Below are 15,246 nucleotides of genomic sequence, written 5' to 3'. Positions count from 1 at the left end.
CTCCGGCGCTCGACCCGGTCAGCCGCCTCGCCAAATCCGTTGGGAAGCGATCGTGCCGCCAGCCGTGGCGCGTGCGCGCCACGACCGTCTCCGGCCAGCGCCGCAGCCCCTTCGGCCAGCCAGGGGCCGAGAAGCGCAGCAATCATTCGGGACACGATGAATCCAGACATTTCGCGGATAAGACGCCGGCGCCGGGGGGCGCATTGGCCACACGGAACATGCGTCCGCGCGGGTGATTGACAGTAACGGGCAACTGCAGTTTGGCCGCGCGCCGGTGAAGATGCCGCGCGCAGCCTGCAATCTTTATCCATGCGGCTACCGGCCGGCGCTTTGATCACGCGCTTTTGGGCCGTGTAACAGCGTTGCAAATATACCAACGTTGACAGTTGCCTTCCAAGCAATGAATGCATTGTCACCCCTGCGGCCACCGCCAGCACCGCCAGCACCGCCCTCCGGCGGGCCGGCCGGCGGCTTCGGCCGGGCGTTCGGACACTGCGAGGGGGTGACACCGGCCGTGGCCGGGTTAGTATGATGAGCGTCCGCCATAAACCTCCCTTTCTCACGCCGCGGAGCGCGCATGGGCAGTCAGGTCCGCCACATCGAGATCGACCCCGAATACGACGGCCAGCGGGTAGACAACTACATCAGCCGTGAGTTGCGTGGCGTACCGAAAAGCCTGGTCTACCGGCTGTTGCGCCGCGGCGAGGTCCGTGTCAACGGCTCACGCACCAAACCGACGTATCGCCTGCGTGCCGGTGACCGCCTGCGCCTGCCGCCCGTGCGGGAAGGCCGGGGCAGTCAGCAGGAGGCCTCGACACGGGTGCTGGAGCGGCTGCGCAGCCGCATCCTCCACGAGGACGACGACATCATCGTCGTGGACAAACCCTCCGGCATGGCAGTGCACGGCGGCAGCGGCATCGGCTACGGCGTTATCGAGGCGCTGCGCCAGCTGCGCACCGACTGCCGCTTCCTGGATCTGGTCCACCGCCTGGACCGCGACACCAGCGGCTGCCTGGTCGTCGCCAAGCGCCGGGCCGCCCTGAAACGTCTGCACGCGGCGCTGCGCGAGGGCGGGCTGGACAAGCGCTACACCGCGCTGCTCGCCGGCGGGATGAGCGCGGCGACGATACCCGTGGAAGCACGACTGGAGCGCCAGAGCGGACCGGGCGGGGAATCCATGGTCCGGGTGAGCGCGGCCGGGCGGCCGGCACGCAGCGTTTTTCACCGTCGCCGGCGCTATACCGGCTGGACCCTCGTGGACGTCGACCTCGAAACCGGGCGGATGCACCAGATCCGTGTCCATGCCGCCCACCTGGGCACGCCGCTCGCCGGCGACGACCGCTACGGCGAGCACGAACGCAACCGTGAGGCCCGCCGCCTCGGACTGCGGCGGATGTTCCTCCATGCCGCCCGGCTGTCGCTGCCCGCAGCGGACGGCACGCGGCTGACCGTGGAGGCGCCGCTGCCCACGGAACTCACCGGATTTCTCGACCGCCTTTCCGAACACCACCAGGACAAGGAGAGCTAGCAGATGGCCACGGACGAGCGCGACGACTGGGCGCAGGCGACCCTGCGCGACATCGCCCTGGAGGGCATCCGCGAGCGCCGGCGGGCGCGCCGCTGGGGCTTGCTGTTCAAATTCCTGCTGCTGGCCTACCTGGTGGCGATCCTCCTGCTCACCCTGCCGTCGCTGCAGGGCGAAGCCCAGATGCCCGGCACGGCGCCGCATACGGCCGTGGTCGACCTGGACGGCACCATCGCGGCCGACACCCCGGCCAGCGCCGACCGCGTCATCAACGGCCTGGAGGAGGCCTTCTCCGCCTCCGGGGCGCGGGCGGTCATGCTCCGCATCAACAGCCCCGGCGGCAGCCCGGTGCAGGCACGCCGGATCTACGCCGCGATCCAGCGGCTCCGTGCCGCCCATCCGGACAAACCCCTGTACGCCGTCACCGGCGACATCGCGGCGTCCGGGGCGTACTACGTCGCCGCCGCGGCTGACCGCATCTACGCCGACCCCGCATCGCTGGTCGGCTCCATCGGCGTGATCATGGGCGGATTCGGCTACACCGGGGCCATGGAGAAGCTCGGCATCGAGCGCCGGCTCTACACGGCCGGACGCAACAAGGCGATGCTCGATCCGTTCAGCGAGACAAACCCGGCGGTGGAGGAGCATGTGCAGTCGATGCTCGAGGAGATCCACCAGCAGTTCATCGACGCGGTAAAGCAGGGCCGGGGCGACCGGCTCGCCAGCGACCGCGACGACATCTTCTCCGGGCTGGTCTGGACCGGTGCCCGCGCGGTGGACCTGGGCCTGGCGGACGCACTGGCCACCCCGGACGAGGTCGCACGGGACGTCGTCGGCGTGGCCCGCACGGTGGACTACACCCCGCGGGGCGGCTTCCTGGAGCGGGTCATGAACCGCCTGGGCGTGACCGCGGTGCGTCTCGCCCAGCGGTTCGGCGGGCCGTTCACCGGTGCCGTGCGCTAGACGGTTCCGTGCCGGGTCAGGGCAGGGGTACCCCCGCCTCGCGCAGCAGTTCTGCGAGGGCGATCAGGGGCAGGCCGACGAGGGTGTTCGGGTCCCGGCCCTCGATCGCCTCGAACAGCGCGATCCCGAGGCCCTCGGCGCGGAACGCCCCCGCACAGTCCCAGGGCCGGTCCCGGTCGACGTAGCGTTCGATTTCGGCGGCGGAGAGATCGCGGAAGACGACGTCGACGGTCTCCAGGCGCTCGGCGAGCGCCCCGGTGCGGGTGTCGAGCAGGGCGAGACCGACCAGGAAACCCACCCGGCGGCCGCTGCCCGCCCGCAGCTGCGCGATCGCGCCGGCGCGATCCCCAGGCTTGCCAAGGACGTGACCGTCGTCGAGACAGGCCACCTGATCGCAGCCGATGACCAGTGCGTCATCCAGGCCGGCGCCCGCCGCACGGGCCTTCTCCGCCGCCAGGCGTACAACCAGTGCGGACGGGGACTCGTCGCCGTGCCGGACTTCATCGATCTCGGGGCTCCTCTGCTCGAAGGAGAGACCCAGGCGCTCGAGGAGCGCCGCACGGTAGGGCGAGCCGGAGCCGAGAACGAGCCGCCGGGGTTCCGTCACGTCGTCACCTCCTGCGCCCGCGCGCTGGCGGGGGTTGATGGTCGTCTGACAGCGTTTTGACACCGTCCCGTGCCGTGGATAATATGCGCTGCCTTATGCACGAGGAAACCTTGCCGCAGTTTGTCGACCTCCGCCGGCTCGGCGACGACGGCGCGAGTCTCACCGGCAGCATGCCTCTGGCAGGCCGGGAACGGCTGGCAGGGAGCCTCGTCGAGTCGACCGGCACGGCCAGCGCCGACATCCGCGTGAGCCGTGAGCCCGGCGGGCTCGTCATCGCTGAAGGGCAGGTCGATGCCGGGCTGGCACTGCAGTGTCAGCGCTGCCTCGGCACGGTGACCGTGCCGGTGCACGCGGACTTCCGCGTGGTGGTGGTCGCCACCGAGGCCGACACCGAGGGTCATGACGAGGCGGTCGTCGCGCTGGACGAGCGCCTCGACGTATTCGCGCTGCTCGAGGACGAGCTGATCCTCGAGCTGCCGGTAGTGGCGCTACACGACGCCGACAGTGGCTGCGCGGACTCAAAGCAGCACTTCGGCCCGCCGGGCGAACCGGAGCCCGAGCGCGAGAATCCGTTTGCCGTCCTCGCCGAGCTCAAGCGGCGGGACGATCACTGAGTCGCTGGATCCGATACAGGAGTAGCCTCCATGGCAGTCCAACAGAACCGCAAGACCCCGTCCAAGCGCGGCATGCGCCGGTCCCACGACGCGCTGGGCAAGCCCACGCTGTCCACCGAGCAGACCACCGGCGAGACCCACCGCCGCCACCACATCTCGGCCGACGGCTACTATCGCGGCCGCAAGGTCGCCAAGGGCCAGGAAGACTGAACGAGCGGCCCCCGGCCGCGCGGCCGCCCCGCCCGGACCGGGCGCGGCGGCCGTTCGCGTTGCGCCCGAGGCAGTTCGAGAGAGCAGCATGACACGGCGTCAAACCATCGCGGTCGATGCCATGGGCGGCGACCACGGTCCGGACGTGGTCGTACCGGCGGCACTCGCCGCCTGCCGCCGCCACGGGGATACGGTCAGCCTGATCCTCGTGGGCCAGGAGGATGCCCTGCGCGACGCGCTGTCCCGCCACGGCGCGGACGAGGGCGGGCAGCTGCGCGTGCACCACGCCAGTCAGCTCGTCGGCATGGACGAGCTGCCCTCACAGGCACTGCGCGCGAAAAAGGACTCGTCCATGCGGGTCGCCGTCGACCTCGTGAAGTCCGGCGAGGCCGACGCCTGCGTGAGCGCGGGCAACACCGGCGCACTGATGGCAACCGCCCGCTACGTGCTCAAGACCCTGCCGGGTATCGACCGGCCGGCGATCTGCACCACCATCCCCTGCGAGGGTGGCGCCTTCCAGATGCTCGACCTCGGTGCCAACGTGGACTGCACCGCCGAACACCTCTTCCAGTTCGCCGTCATGGGCTCGGTGCTCGCCGAGACCGTAGGCGGACTGGAGGCCCCACGGGTCGGGCTCCTCAACCTGGGCGAGGAGGAGATCAAGGGCAACGACGAGGTCAAGCAGGCCGGCCAGCTCCTGCAGGACAGCAGCCTGCACTACGTCGGCTACGTCGAGGGCGACTCGATGTTCCGTGGGGCCGCGGACGTGGTGGTCTGCGACGGCTTCACCGGCAACGTCGCGCTCAAGACCAGCGAGGGTGTCGCCGGCATGATCTCGCACTACATGCGCGAGGAATTCTGCCGTAACCTGCTCACTCGGCTCGCCGGCCTGGTCGCGATGCCGGTGCTGCGCTCGCTGCGCCGGCGGCTGGACACCCGGCGCTACAACGGCGCGAGCCTCCTCGGCTTGCGCGGCGTGGTGGTCAAGAGTCACGGTGGCGCGGATGCCGTCGCCTTCGAGCACGCCATCGACGTGGGCGTCCTGGAGGCGCGTAACGCCGTGCCGACGCTCATCGACCAGCGCCTCGGCGAGACCCTGACGAGAGGATTGCAGACGTCGTGAGCGTATACGCCAGGATCCGGGGGACGGGGAGCCACCTGCCCGAGCGGGTGGTCACCAACGAAGAGCTGGAACGTCTTGTCGAGACCTCGGACCGCTGGATCCGCGAACGCACCGGCATCGCCCAGCGGCACGTCGTTGCCGACGGTGAGACCTGCGGCGATATCGCCACGCGTGCCGCCGAGGCCGCGATGGAGGCCGCTGGCGTCGGCCCCGGCGACATCGACCTGCTCATCCTCGCGACGTCCACGCCGGACCAGGTCTTCCCCAGCACCGCCTGCCTCATCCAGCACCGGCTGGGCATCCCGGGCGGCGCCATCGCCTTCGATATTGCCGCCGCCTGCTCGGGGTTCATCTACGCCCTCGATGCGGCCGACCGTTTCATCCGCACCGGCGGCGCCCGGCGCGCCCTGGTCATCGGCGCGGAGACCTTCTCGCGCATCCTCAACTGGGAGGATCGCGGGACCTGCGTGCTGTTCGGCGACGGTGCCGGCGCGGTCGTCCTGGAAGCGGACGAGACCCCCGGGGTGCTGTCGACGCACCTGCACTCCGACGGCCGCCAGGAACCGCTGCTCAACGTGCCCTGGGGCGTCTCCAAGGGCGTCGAGGCCCTCATGACCGACCCGGCCTCCGGCAAGGTCACCATGCGCGGCAACGAGGTCTTCAAGATCGCCGTGCGCACCCTGGGCGCCGTGGTGGAGGAGACCCTCGCCGCCAACGGCCTGGAGCGCGGCGACATCGACTGGCTCGTCCCCCATCAGGCAAACATCCGGATCATGGCGGCGACGGCACGCAAGCTGGAGCTGCCCATGGACCGCGTGGTGGTGACCGTGGACCGCCACGGCAACACCTCCGCGGCGTCCATCCCCCTCGCGCTGGACGTCGCCGTCCGCGACGGGCGCATACAGCCGGGGCAGCTTCTGCTGCTCGAGGCCTTCGGCGCCGGCTTCACCTGGGGCTCGGCACTGGTCCGCTTCTGACGCGCACGAGTGGAGCACAGACGATCATGACGACAGACAACACCCTCGGATTCGTCTTCCCCGGCCAGGGTTCGCAGTCGGTGGGCATGCTCGATGCGCTCGCCGGGACCTATCCGGCGGTACGTGAGACCTTCGAGGAAGCCGGCGCGATCCTCGACACCGACCTCTGGGACATCGCCGTCAACGGCCCGGAGGACAGCCTCAACCGTACCGAAATCACCCAGCCCGCGCTGCTCGCCGCCGGCGTCGCCGTATGGCGCGTCTGGCAGGCACGCGGCGGCGCCGCTCCGGGGATCATGGCGGGGCACAGCCTCGGCGAGTACACCGCGCTGGTGTGTGCCGGGGCCATGGAGTTCGCCGACGCGGTCGCGGTCGTTCACGATCGCGGCCGGTTCATGCAGAGCGCCGTGCCGGAGGGGCAGGGCGCCATGGCCGCGATCCTGGGCCTGGACGACGACGCCGTGCGCGCAGCCTGTGAGTCGGCCGCCCAGGGCGAGATCGTCGAGGCGGTGAACTACAACGCCCCCGGACAGGTGGTGATCGCCGGGGACCGGTCCGCCGTGGACCGGGCCATCGAGGCCGCCCGGAAGGCGGGCGCCAAGAAGGCGGTGGCCCTGCCGGTGAGCGTGCCGTCCCACTGCGCGCTGATGCGCCCGGCCGCGGAACGCCTGGAGGAACGGCTCGCCTCGGTCACCATCGGCGAGCCCACCGTGCCGGTGATCCACAACGTCGACGCCGAGCCGGCGGCGGACGCCGGGGCGATCCGCGAGCGACTCGTCGCCCAGCTCCACAGCCCGGTCCGCTGGGTCGACACGATCCGCACCATGCAGGCACGGGGCGTCACCCGCCTGGTCGAGGCCGGGCCGGGCAAGGTTCTCGCCGGGCTGAACCGCCGTATCGAGCGCCGCATGCCGGCGCTGCCGGTGTTCGACCCGGACACGCTTGAAAAGGCACTTCAGGAATAAGGCGCAACGTGATGTTCTCACTCGAAAATGAAACGGCACTCGTCACCGGCGCGAGCCGCGGCATCGGGCGCGCGATCGCGACCGGGCTCGGCCAGGCCGGCGCCCGGGTGGTCGGCACCGCGACCTCCGGGGCGGGCGCGGAACGCATCACCGCCCACCTCGAAGAGGCCGGTATCGAAGGCTTCGGCGTCACCCTCAACGTGACCGACGCCGACAGCGTGAGTGCGGCGGTGGCTGCCGTGACCGAGGCCTACGGCGCCCCGACGGTGCTGGTGAACAACGCGGGTATCACCCGCGACAACCTGCTCATGCGCATGAAGGACGATGAGTGGGACGACATCATCGACACGGACCTGAGCTCGGTGTACCGCATGAGCAAGGCGGTGCTACGGGGCATGATGAAGGCGCGGCGCGGACGCATCATCAACATCGCCTCGGTGGTCGGCCTGATGGGCAACAGCGGTCAGACGAACTATGCTGCGGCGAAGGCCGGGGTCATGGGCATGACCCGCTCGCTGGCACGCGAGGTCGGCACCCGCGGCATCACCGTGAACGCCGTCGCCCCGGGCTTTATCGAGACGGACATGACCGACGAGCTCAACGAGGCGCAACGCGAGGCCCTTGTCGGCCAGACACCCCTGGCCCGGCTGGGCCGGGCGGAGGACATCGCGGCGGCGGTGTGCTATCTCGCCTCGCCGGCGGCGGGTTTCGTCACCGGTGAGACGCTCAACGTCAACGGCGGCCTGTACATGGCCTGAACCGGTCGTACGCGAGTCGCTGGCATGCCCGGGACGGTTCACCTAAAATACGGCCGGATTCGGCCCGGGGTCTGACGCTGGGGGCCGCGTAGGCGGGTCGGAACTTTCTACACTCCGGAGGAAGGATCAAGATGAGCAGTATCGAAGAGCGCGTTAAGAAGATCGTCGTGGAGCAACTGGGGGTGAAGGAGGAAGAGGTGAATTCCGAGGCCTCCTTCGTCGACGATCTCGGCGCAGACTCCCTCGACACCGTCGAGCTCGTGATGGCCCTTGAGGAAGAGTTCGAGTGCGAGATCCCCGACGAGGAAGCCGAGAAGATCACCACCGTCCAGCAGGCGGTCGATTACATCAACGCCAACCTCGAGTAACGGTCCCCGTCGGATCGATACGCTGACACAGGGCCGGTCGTCGCCGGCCCTGTGCTGTTTCGGGTGGTTGGCATTTACGGAGGTGGGGCGTGAGCAGACGCCGCGTAGTGGTTACCGGGCTGGGGATCATCTCCCCGGTCGGCAACACCCTGGAAGGGGCCTGGGAGAACGTGCTCGCGGGTCGTTCCGGGATCGGTCCGGTCGAGGGCTTCGACGCATCCGCGTTCTCGGTGCGCTTCGGCGGTGAGGTGCGGGACTTCGAGGTCTCCGACTACCTCTCGCGGAAGGAGGCCCGCAAGATGGACCCCTTCATCCACTACGGCATCGCCGCTTCCGTCGACGCGGTCCGGGATTCCGGCCTGGAGATCAACGAGTCCAACGCGGAACGCGTGGGCGTGTCCGTCGGCTCCGGCATCGGCGGCATCAGTGCCATCGAGAAGGGCCATGAGGCCTACCTCGGCGGCGGTCCGCGCAAGATCTCGCCGTTCTTCATCCCGAGCGCCATCATCAACATGATCTCGGGCAACCTCTCCGTGCTGCTCGGTCTCAAGGGCCCCAACGTGGCCACCGTGACCGCCTGCACCACGGGGACCCACAACATCGGTCAGGCCGCGCGCATCATCGCCTACGGCGACGCCGACGTGATGATCGCCGGTGGCGCCGAGTTCGCCACCACGCCCACCGGGCTCGGCGGCTTCGCCGCGGCGAAGGCACTGTCGACGCGCAACGACGACCCGCAGGGGGCGAGCCGCCCGTGGGACCGCGGCCGTGACGGCTTCGTGCTCGGTGACGGTGCAGGTGTGCTGGTGCTCGAGGACTACGAGCACGCGGTGGCCCGCGGTGCGCGTATCTACGCCGAGGTCGCCGGCTTCGGTATGAGCGGTGACGCCCATCACATGACCCAGCCGCCGGCGGACGGCGAGGGCGCACGGCGCTGCATGACCAACGCCCTGCGGGACGCGGGCATGAACCCGGACGAGATCGATTACGTCAACGCCCACGGCACCTCGACGCCGCTGGGCGACCGCGCCGAGGCGATCGCGATGCGCGGCACGTTCGGCGAGCACACCCCGAAGGTGGCGGTCACCTCCACCAAGTCCATGACCGGCCATCTCCTCGGCGCCGCGGGCGGCGTGGAGGCGGTGTTCAGCGTGCTCACGCTGCGCGACGGCGTGATCCCGCCCACCATCAACCTGGACGACCCGGAGGAAGACCTGGGCATCGATATCGTCAGCGGTGGCGCCCGCGAGCGCGACGTCCGCGGCGTGCTGTCCAATTCCTTTGGCTTCGGCGGCACCAACGGCACCGTGATCTTCCGCCGGATCGACTGATCCGGCGGCAGCGGCGATGTGGCGCGTCGACGGTCGACCCGGCGCCGCCCCCCCGGCGGACGACCGCGGGCTGGCTTACGGCGACGGGGTCTTCGAGACGGTGGCCGTCGTCGACGGCCGACCCGCACTGTGGCCGGACCACCGGGCACGGCTCGCACGCGGCTGTACCCGCCTCGGCTTCGCCGCGCCGCTGGAACGGGTCGACGCCGAGGTCGCGGCACTGGCAGGGCAGGGCGACGGCGTCATCAAGCTTATCGTCACCCGCGGCAGCGGCGGGCGCGGCTACACCCCGCCCACGGATGCCGGGCCCCGCGTGCTCGCCCACCGGGGCGGCGTACCCGAACGCCCGGTGCACTGGTGGCGGGAGGGCATCACCGTTCACCGCTGCGTGACAGCACTCGCCGTACAGCCCGCGCTCGCGGGCATCAAGCACCTCAACCGCCTGGAGCAGGTTCTCGCCCGGCGGGAATGGGACGACCCCGGGATCGCCGAGGGGCTCATGGCCGACACCCGTGGTAACGTTGTGGCCGGTACCATGAGCAATGTGTTCGCCCGCTTCGACGACATCCTGTGCACACCACCGGTCGCCGACTGCGGCATCGCCGGGGTCATGCGGCGGCGGATCATCGCGCTGGCGCCCCGCCTCGGCCTGCACCCCCGGGTGCGGCGGCTGACATGGGACGGGCTCGCCCGGGCGGACGAGCTGTGGCTGAGCAACAGCCTCGTCGGCGTCTGGCCGGTGGCGCGCCTGGAGCGACAGGCCTGGCCGGAGGCCGCCGGTGCGCGGGCCTGCATCGATGCACTCGCCGCCGCCGGGGCGATCATCACCCCGAAGGGATGGCATTCGCCATGAAGCGATGGCTGACCGCTCTCTGCATGGCCGCCGTGTTCGCCGCCGCCGCAACCGCGGCCTGGGCGTGGCAGACCTACGAGACCACCATGAGCCGGCCCCTCGTCGCGGCCGGGTCCGAGCCGGCACAGATCACGGTGGCGCGGGGCGACACGCTGGCGGGCATCGCCCGGCGGCTCGTCCGTGAGGAGCGCCTGAAGGCCGCCTGGCCGCTGCGGCTGTACGGCCGCTACACCGGCGATGCCGCGCGGATCAAGGCGGGGGAGTACCGCATCGCCCCCGGCACCAGTGCGACCGGCCTGCTTCGGGCGATGGTCACCGGCGACGTAATCCAGCACGAGCTGACCATCGTCGAGGGCTGGACCGCACGCCAGCTCTTCGACGCCGTCGCCAATCACGACGCCCTCGAACACACCCTTGCGCTCGACGATCCGCAGGCCGTGATGGCCGCCCTCGGCCATCCCGACCAGAAGGCGGAGGGCCGGTTCCTGCCGGAGACATACCATTTCCCAAGGGGCACCAGCGACCGCGATTTCCTCCAGCGCGCCTACCGCGCCATGAACAGCGCCCTGGCGGACGCCTGGGAGGGCCGTGCGGACGATCTCCCGCTGGAAAACCCCGATGACGCGCTCATCCTGGCGTCGATCATCGAAAAGGAGACCGGTGTGGCCGGCGAGCGCGCCCGCATTGCCGGCGTGTTCGCGCGCCGGCTGCGTCGCGGAATGCGACTGCAGACCGATCCCACCGTCATCTACGGCCTGGGCGAGGGCTTCGACGGCAATCTCACCCGCGCCGACCTGCGCCGGGACAATCCCTACAACACCTATACCCGCGCGGGCCTGCCGCCGACGCCCATCGCGCTACCGGGGCGGGACAGCCTCCATGCGGCTGTCCATCCCGCCGACGGCGACGCGCTGTACTTCGTGGCCGACGGCAAGGGCGGGCACGTGTTCTCCTCGACCCTCGAGGCCCACAACCGCGCGGTACGCCGCTATCAGCTCAATGGGGGACAGTGACATGACCGCGGGGCGCTTCATCACCATCGAGGGGCTCGAGGGCGCGGGCAAGACCACCGCCATGGACACCGTGCGCGACTGGCTCATCGAGCGCGGACTGGAGCCGGTGATGACCCGCGAGCCCGGCGGTACACCGGTGGGCGAAGCCGTCCGCGGCCTGCTCCTGAACCACGACTACCACGGCATGACCGCCGAGACCGAGGCGCTGCTGGTCTTCGCCGCCCGCGCCGAGCACGTCGCCCGGGTCATCCGCCCGGCGCTGGCCGAGGGCCAGTGGGTGGTCTCCGACCGCTTTACCGACGCGAGCTACGCCTACCAAGGCGGCGGGCGCGGCCTCGGCGAGGCACGCATCGCCGAGCTGGAGCGCTGGGTGCAGCAGGGGCTGCGCCCGGATCTCACCCTCTACCTGGACCTACCCGTGGAGCAGGGCCGTGAGCGCGCCTCCGCGCGCAGTGCCCCGGACCGATTCGAGAGCGAGGGCGGGACCTTCTTCGAGCGCGCCCGCGCCGTCTACCGGCGCCGCTGCGCCGAGCACCCGGAACGGATGCGGCTGATCGACGCCTCCGCCGACACCGACACCGTCCAGCGGCGCATCCGCGCCGCGCTGGCCGTGGCCTTCGGGGAGTCCGAATGAGCGGGGCCGCCGAATCCCGGGGCATGCCCTGGCACCAGGCGGCGTGGCAGCGGCTTACCGGTCGCATCGCCGCCGGCACCATGCCCCATGCCGTGCTCGTCCACGGCCCCCGGGGGGTGGGAAAGACGGCACTGGCGCACCGCCTTGGGGCCCGGCTGCTGTGTGTCAACCCCACGGCGGACGACGAGGCCTGCGACGCGTGCCACGGCTGCCGCATGCGTCTCGCCGGCGCCCACCCGGACCTGTTCATCGCCACGGTGGAGAAGGGGCGCAGCCGGCTGCGGGTGGACCAGATACGGGCCGTCAGCGAATTCGTGACCCTGTCCAGCCAGTACGGCGACTTCCGTGTCGCGGTCCTGCCCGACGCCGACGCCATGAACCCGCAGGCCGCCAACGCCCTGCTCAAGACCCTCGAGGAGCCGCCGGCACGGGCGGTGCTCGTGCTCGTCAGCGAGCGCCCGGCGGCGCTGCCGGCGACGATCCGCAGCCGCTGCCACCAGATCGCCGTGCCGGTACCGTCTCCGGAGGCCGGCGCGGAGTGGCTCGGCCAACACGCCCCACAGGCCGGGCGCCTGCTCGGCCTTGCCGGGGGCGCGCCGCTGCGCGCCATGGCGCTGGCCGACGCCGAGGGCGGTGACGCCTACGACACCGTGGTGCGCCAGCTCGCCGCCGTCGCCGCCGGGGAGACCACGCCCACCGCCGCTGCGGCCCACTGGCAGGGGGGCGACCGGGCCGGCTTCGTCGAGCTCATGCAGATGGCGGTCGGCGAGATCGCGCGCCGGGGCGCGTCCGGGGCGGGCCGCGGACCGGACGTCGAGGGGTTGTCGCGACTGGCGGCAACGGTAGACTGTGAGGCCGTACAGGCGTTCTACCGGCGCCTGTCGCAGTATCGCGCCGCCGCCGAACAGCCGCTGCACGGCCAGCTGATGGCGGAGGCGCTGTTCGCCGAATGGAGCGCGCACGCGCGGGACCGTCAGTGGGGGTACCATGACCCAGAGTAACCGGGGCGGAGGGCGCCAGGGGATCCTGTCGCTGTCCATTCGCGACAAGAACGCGCTGTATGCCGCCTACATGGGCTTCATCCGCAACGGCGGACTGTTCGTGCCCACCACCAAGCGCTACGAGATCGGCGACGAGGTCTTCATCCTGCTCACCCTGATGGAGGAGAGCGAGAAGATCCCGGTGGTGGGACGGGTCGTGTGGATCACCCCCCAGGGCGCCCAGGGCAACCGCACCGCGGGCATCGGCGTGCAGTTCACCGAGAAGGACGGCGGCCCCGCGCGCAACAAGATCGAGACCTATCTCGCCGGCACGCTGGAATCCGAGCGTCCCACCCATACCATGTAGACTCACGACCGCGAGGACGCCCTTGTTCGTCGACTCCCACTGCCACTTCCACCTGCTCGAAGACAACGCCGACACCGACCGTGCCCTGGCCGCCGCGCTCGACGAGGGCGTGGAGCACTTCCTCAACGTCGCCATCGACGTGGAGAGCCGTGACGCGCTGATCGCGCTGGCCGAGCGCCACACCGAGATCTCCACCTCCATCGGCGTGCATCCCAGCGGCACCGGCGAGGACCCGGACGAGGAGACCCTGGCGGCGCTGGCCGACCACCCGCTCATCGTCGCCGTTGGCGAGACCGGGCTCGACTACGCGTACAACGAGGACCGGCCGGAGTGGCAGCGCGAGCGCTTCCGCCGGCACGTGCGCGCGGCACGGCTCATCGGCAAGCCGGTGATCGTGCATACCCGGGCCGCACCGCAGGACACGCTCGCGATCCTGCGCGAGGAGGGCGCCCGCGAGGTCGGCGGCATCATCCACTGCTTCACCGAGGACTGGCCCACCGCCCGGGCCATGCTCGACGAGGGCTTCCACATCTCGCTGTCCGGGATCGTGACCTTCCGCAACGCCGACGCACTGCGTGGGACCGCGGCGCACATCCCCGGGGACCGGCTGCTCATCGAGACCGACTGCCCGTATCTCGCCCCGGTACCGCACCGCGGCCGCGAAAACCAGCCCGCCTACGTCCGCCACGTCGCCGAGTGCCTCGCAGAGGTACGCGGGGAGTCCGTCGAGGAGGTGGCGGCGGTGACCAGCGAGAACTTCTACCGGCTCTTCCCGCAGACCCGCCCGGCCCGCGCCAGCGCCTGAGCCCGTCAGCCGCCCGCGAGGGCGAGAACGCGGTCCACCGCGGCGTGGAGCTGCTCGCCGGTGTTGTAGAAGTGCGGCGAGAAGCGGATGCCGCCGGCACGCGCCGCGCAGGGGATGCCGGCGCCGCGCAGACGCCCGAGCAGGTCCCCGGGGTTCACCACCCCGGCCACGCGGAAGGTAACGATGCCGGCGTGCCGCTCGGGCGCCACCGGCGTGACCGCACTCAGCGCGGGCTCATCGGCGATGCGTTCCAGCAGCGTTCGGGCGTTGGTCATCACCGAATCGCCGATGGCCTGGATACCCTCGTCCTCGATGAGTGACAGGCTCGCGGACAGGGCGTGGATGCCGAGCATGTTCGGGCTGCCCGCCTCGAAGCGCCGGCCGGAGGCCGCCGGCGCCCAGTCACGGCGGTCGAAGTCCCCCAGCGCCTCCGCCATGTGCCAGCCGAAGCGGTTCAGCTCCAGCGCCTCCCGCGCCGCCGGCGTGGTGTAGAGCACGCCCAGCCCCTCCGGGCCCATCATCCACTTGTGGCCGTCGGCGACCACGAAGTCCGCCCCGACGGCGGTGGCGTCGAAGGGCAGGGCGCCCAGCTGCTGGATCGCGTCCACACAGAAGAGTGCGCCCGCCTCGGAACAGGCACTGCCGAGGCGCTCCAGGTCGATGCGCAGGCCGCTGCCGTACTGCACCGCGCTCACCGGCAGGACCCGGGTGTACTCGTCCATGGCGTCGATGAGCGCGCCCTCGGGATCCTCCGCCCCGGTCAGCGTCACCTCGCGGATCTCCACCCCGTGGCGCTCCGCCAGCGACTCCCAGACCATCCGGTTGGAGGGGAACTCCTGGTCGTTGATCACCACGTTGTCGCCGGCACGCCAGCGCAGGCCGTGGGCCACCATGGACAGGCCCTCGGAGGTGTTCGCCACCAGGGTAATGTCGTCGCTGCCCTCCGCCCCCACAAGCCAGGCGAGCTGCTCGCGGAGCCGGGCCTCCGTGCGGAGCCACGCGGGGTAGTCCGCCGCGCCGCGGCGGGCGTTCACTCCGGCGAAGGCGGCCACGGCATCCGCCGTGCGCTTCGGCCACGGACTCACGCCGGCGTGGTTGAGGTAGATGAGCGACTCGTCCTGGGGGAATTCGTCGTGCATGGCTATCTCCTGAT

At 70.8% G+C, this 15,246-nt stretch carries 18 protein-coding genes; 16 read left to right on the top strand and 2 right to left on the bottom strand.

The window, feature by feature from the left end:
• Positions 1–577: 577 nt before the first annotated feature.
• Together ACEZHJ_RS13910 and ACEZHJ_RS13905 are read left to right on the top strand one after the other, a co-directional pair.
• Complete coding sequence (locus tag ACEZHJ_RS13910; RefSeq protein WP_018716772.1) at positions 578–1,528, top strand: RluA family pseudouridine synthase; 951 nt, start codon at positions 578–580, stop codon at positions 1,526–1,528.
• Between the two features lie 3 nt (positions 1,529–1,531).
• Complete coding sequence (locus tag ACEZHJ_RS13905) at positions 1,532–2,488, top strand: S49 family peptidase (RefSeq protein WP_018716771.1); 957 nt, start codon at positions 1,532–1,534, stop codon at positions 2,486–2,488.
• Between the two features lie 16 nt (positions 2,489–2,504).
• On the opposite strand, the gene ACEZHJ_RS13900 is transcribed toward ACEZHJ_RS13905, so the two are convergent.
• Positions 2,505–3,095 (bottom strand): nucleoside triphosphate pyrophosphatase, encoded by a 591-nt coding sequence (locus ACEZHJ_RS13900; protein ID WP_018716770.1) that lies wholly within the window; start codon positions 3,093–3,095, stop codon positions 2,505–2,507.
• 110 nt (positions 3,096–3,205) lie between these two features.
• Here ACEZHJ_RS13900 and ACEZHJ_RS13895 point away from each other — a divergent pair, with 110 nt between their 5' ends.
• From ACEZHJ_RS13895 to ACEZHJ_RS13830, 14 genes are all read left to right on the top strand, one after another.
• Positions 3,206–3,709 carry a DUF177 domain-containing protein gene (locus tag ACEZHJ_RS13895; RefSeq protein WP_375036634.1) on the top strand — a complete coding sequence of 168 codons (504 nt, stop codon included), beginning with the start codon at positions 3,206–3,208 and terminating at the stop codon, positions 3,707–3,709.
• A 30-nt stretch (positions 3,710–3,739) separates the two neighbouring features.
• Positions 3,740–3,919: a 50S ribosomal protein L32 gene (rpmF, locus tag ACEZHJ_RS13890; RefSeq protein ID WP_018716768.1), complete on the top strand. Its 180-nt coding sequence runs from the start codon at positions 3,740–3,742 to the stop codon at positions 3,917–3,919.
• Between the two features lie 88 nt (positions 3,920–4,007).
• Complete coding sequence (gene plsX / locus ACEZHJ_RS13885; protein WP_018716767.1) at positions 4,008–5,042, top strand: phosphate acyltransferase PlsX; 1,035 nt, start codon at positions 4,008–4,010, stop codon at positions 5,040–5,042.
• The gene (locus ACEZHJ_RS13880) at positions 5,039–6,019 is read left to right on the top strand and encodes a beta-ketoacyl-ACP synthase III (RefSeq protein WP_375036633.1); all 981 of its coding nucleotides are present in this window, start codon (positions 5,039–5,041) and stop codon (positions 6,017–6,019) included. The genes plsX and ACEZHJ_RS13880 overlap by 4 nt, the downstream gene beginning before the upstream one ends.
• A gap of 26 nt (positions 6,020–6,045) precedes the next feature.
• On the top strand, positions 6,046–6,984 hold the full coding sequence (gene fabD, locus ACEZHJ_RS13875; RefSeq protein WP_163139138.1) for an ACP S-malonyltransferase: 939 nt from the start codon (positions 6,046–6,048) through the stop codon (positions 6,982–6,984).
• 11 nt (positions 6,985–6,995) lie between these two features.
• Positions 6,996–7,742 carry a 3-oxoacyl-ACP reductase FabG gene (gene fabG, locus ACEZHJ_RS13870; protein WP_259200547.1) on the top strand — a complete coding sequence of 249 codons (747 nt, stop codon included), beginning with the start codon at positions 6,996–6,998 and terminating at the stop codon, positions 7,740–7,742.
• A 131-nt stretch (positions 7,743–7,873) separates the two neighbouring features.
• A complete protein-coding gene (gene acpP, locus ACEZHJ_RS13865; protein ID WP_018716763.1) occupies positions 7,874–8,110 on the top strand; it encodes an acyl carrier protein in 237 nt (78 codons plus the stop codon).
• An 89-nt stretch (positions 8,111–8,199) separates the two neighbouring features.
• Positions 8,200–9,441: a beta-ketoacyl-ACP synthase II gene (gene fabF / locus ACEZHJ_RS13860; protein ID WP_259200549.1), complete on the top strand. Its 1,242-nt coding sequence runs from the start codon at positions 8,200–8,202 to the stop codon at positions 9,439–9,441.
• Between the two features lie 16 nt (positions 9,442–9,457).
• Positions 9,458–10,294, top strand: a complete 837-nt coding sequence (gene pabC / locus ACEZHJ_RS13855; protein WP_375036632.1) for an aminodeoxychorismate lyase — start codon at positions 9,458–9,460, stop codon at positions 10,292–10,294.
• Positions 10,291–11,307 (top strand): endolytic transglycosylase MltG, encoded by a 1,017-nt coding sequence (gene mltG / locus ACEZHJ_RS13850; RefSeq protein ID WP_375036631.1) that lies wholly within the window; start codon positions 10,291–10,293, stop codon positions 11,305–11,307. Before pabC ends, mltG begins: the two co-directional genes overlap by 4 nt.
• Before the next feature lies 1 nt (position 11,308).
• Positions 11,309–11,941 (top strand): dTMP kinase, encoded by a 633-nt coding sequence (gene tmk, locus ACEZHJ_RS13845; protein ID WP_026320883.1) that lies wholly within the window; start codon positions 11,309–11,311, stop codon positions 11,939–11,941.
• A complete protein-coding gene (holB, locus tag ACEZHJ_RS13840) occupies positions 11,938–12,942 on the top strand; it encodes a DNA polymerase III subunit delta' (RefSeq protein WP_375036630.1) in 1,005 nt (334 codons plus the stop codon). The genes tmk and holB overlap by 4 nt, the downstream gene beginning before the upstream one ends.
• A complete protein-coding gene (locus ACEZHJ_RS13835) occupies positions 12,929–13,288 on the top strand; it encodes a PilZ domain-containing protein (RefSeq protein ID WP_018716757.1) in 360 nt (119 codons plus the stop codon). The genes holB and ACEZHJ_RS13835 overlap by 14 nt, the downstream gene beginning before the upstream one ends.
• 22 nt (positions 13,289–13,310) lie before the next feature.
• The gene (locus ACEZHJ_RS13830) at positions 13,311–14,093 is read left to right on the top strand and encodes a TatD family hydrolase (RefSeq protein ID WP_259200558.1); all 783 of its coding nucleotides are present in this window, start codon (positions 13,311–13,313) and stop codon (positions 14,091–14,093) included.
• A gap of 5 nt (positions 14,094–14,098) precedes the next feature.
• On the opposite strand, the gene ACEZHJ_RS13825 is transcribed toward ACEZHJ_RS13830, so the two are convergent.
• Positions 14,099–15,232 carry an aminotransferase class V-fold PLP-dependent enzyme gene (locus ACEZHJ_RS13825; RefSeq protein WP_375036629.1) on the bottom strand — a complete coding sequence of 378 codons (1,134 nt, stop codon included), beginning with the start codon at positions 15,230–15,232 and terminating at the stop codon, positions 14,099–14,101.
• Between the last annotated feature and the right edge of the window lie 14 nt (positions 15,233–15,246).

Origin of the sequence: Arhodomonas sp. KWT2 (assembly GCF_041949875.1) — a bacterium.
GTDB lineage: Bacteria > Pseudomonadota > Gammaproteobacteria > Nitrococcales > Nitrococcaceae > Arhodomonas > Arhodomonas aquaeolei.
This window is presented reverse-complemented; position numbering and strand designations above follow the sequence as displayed.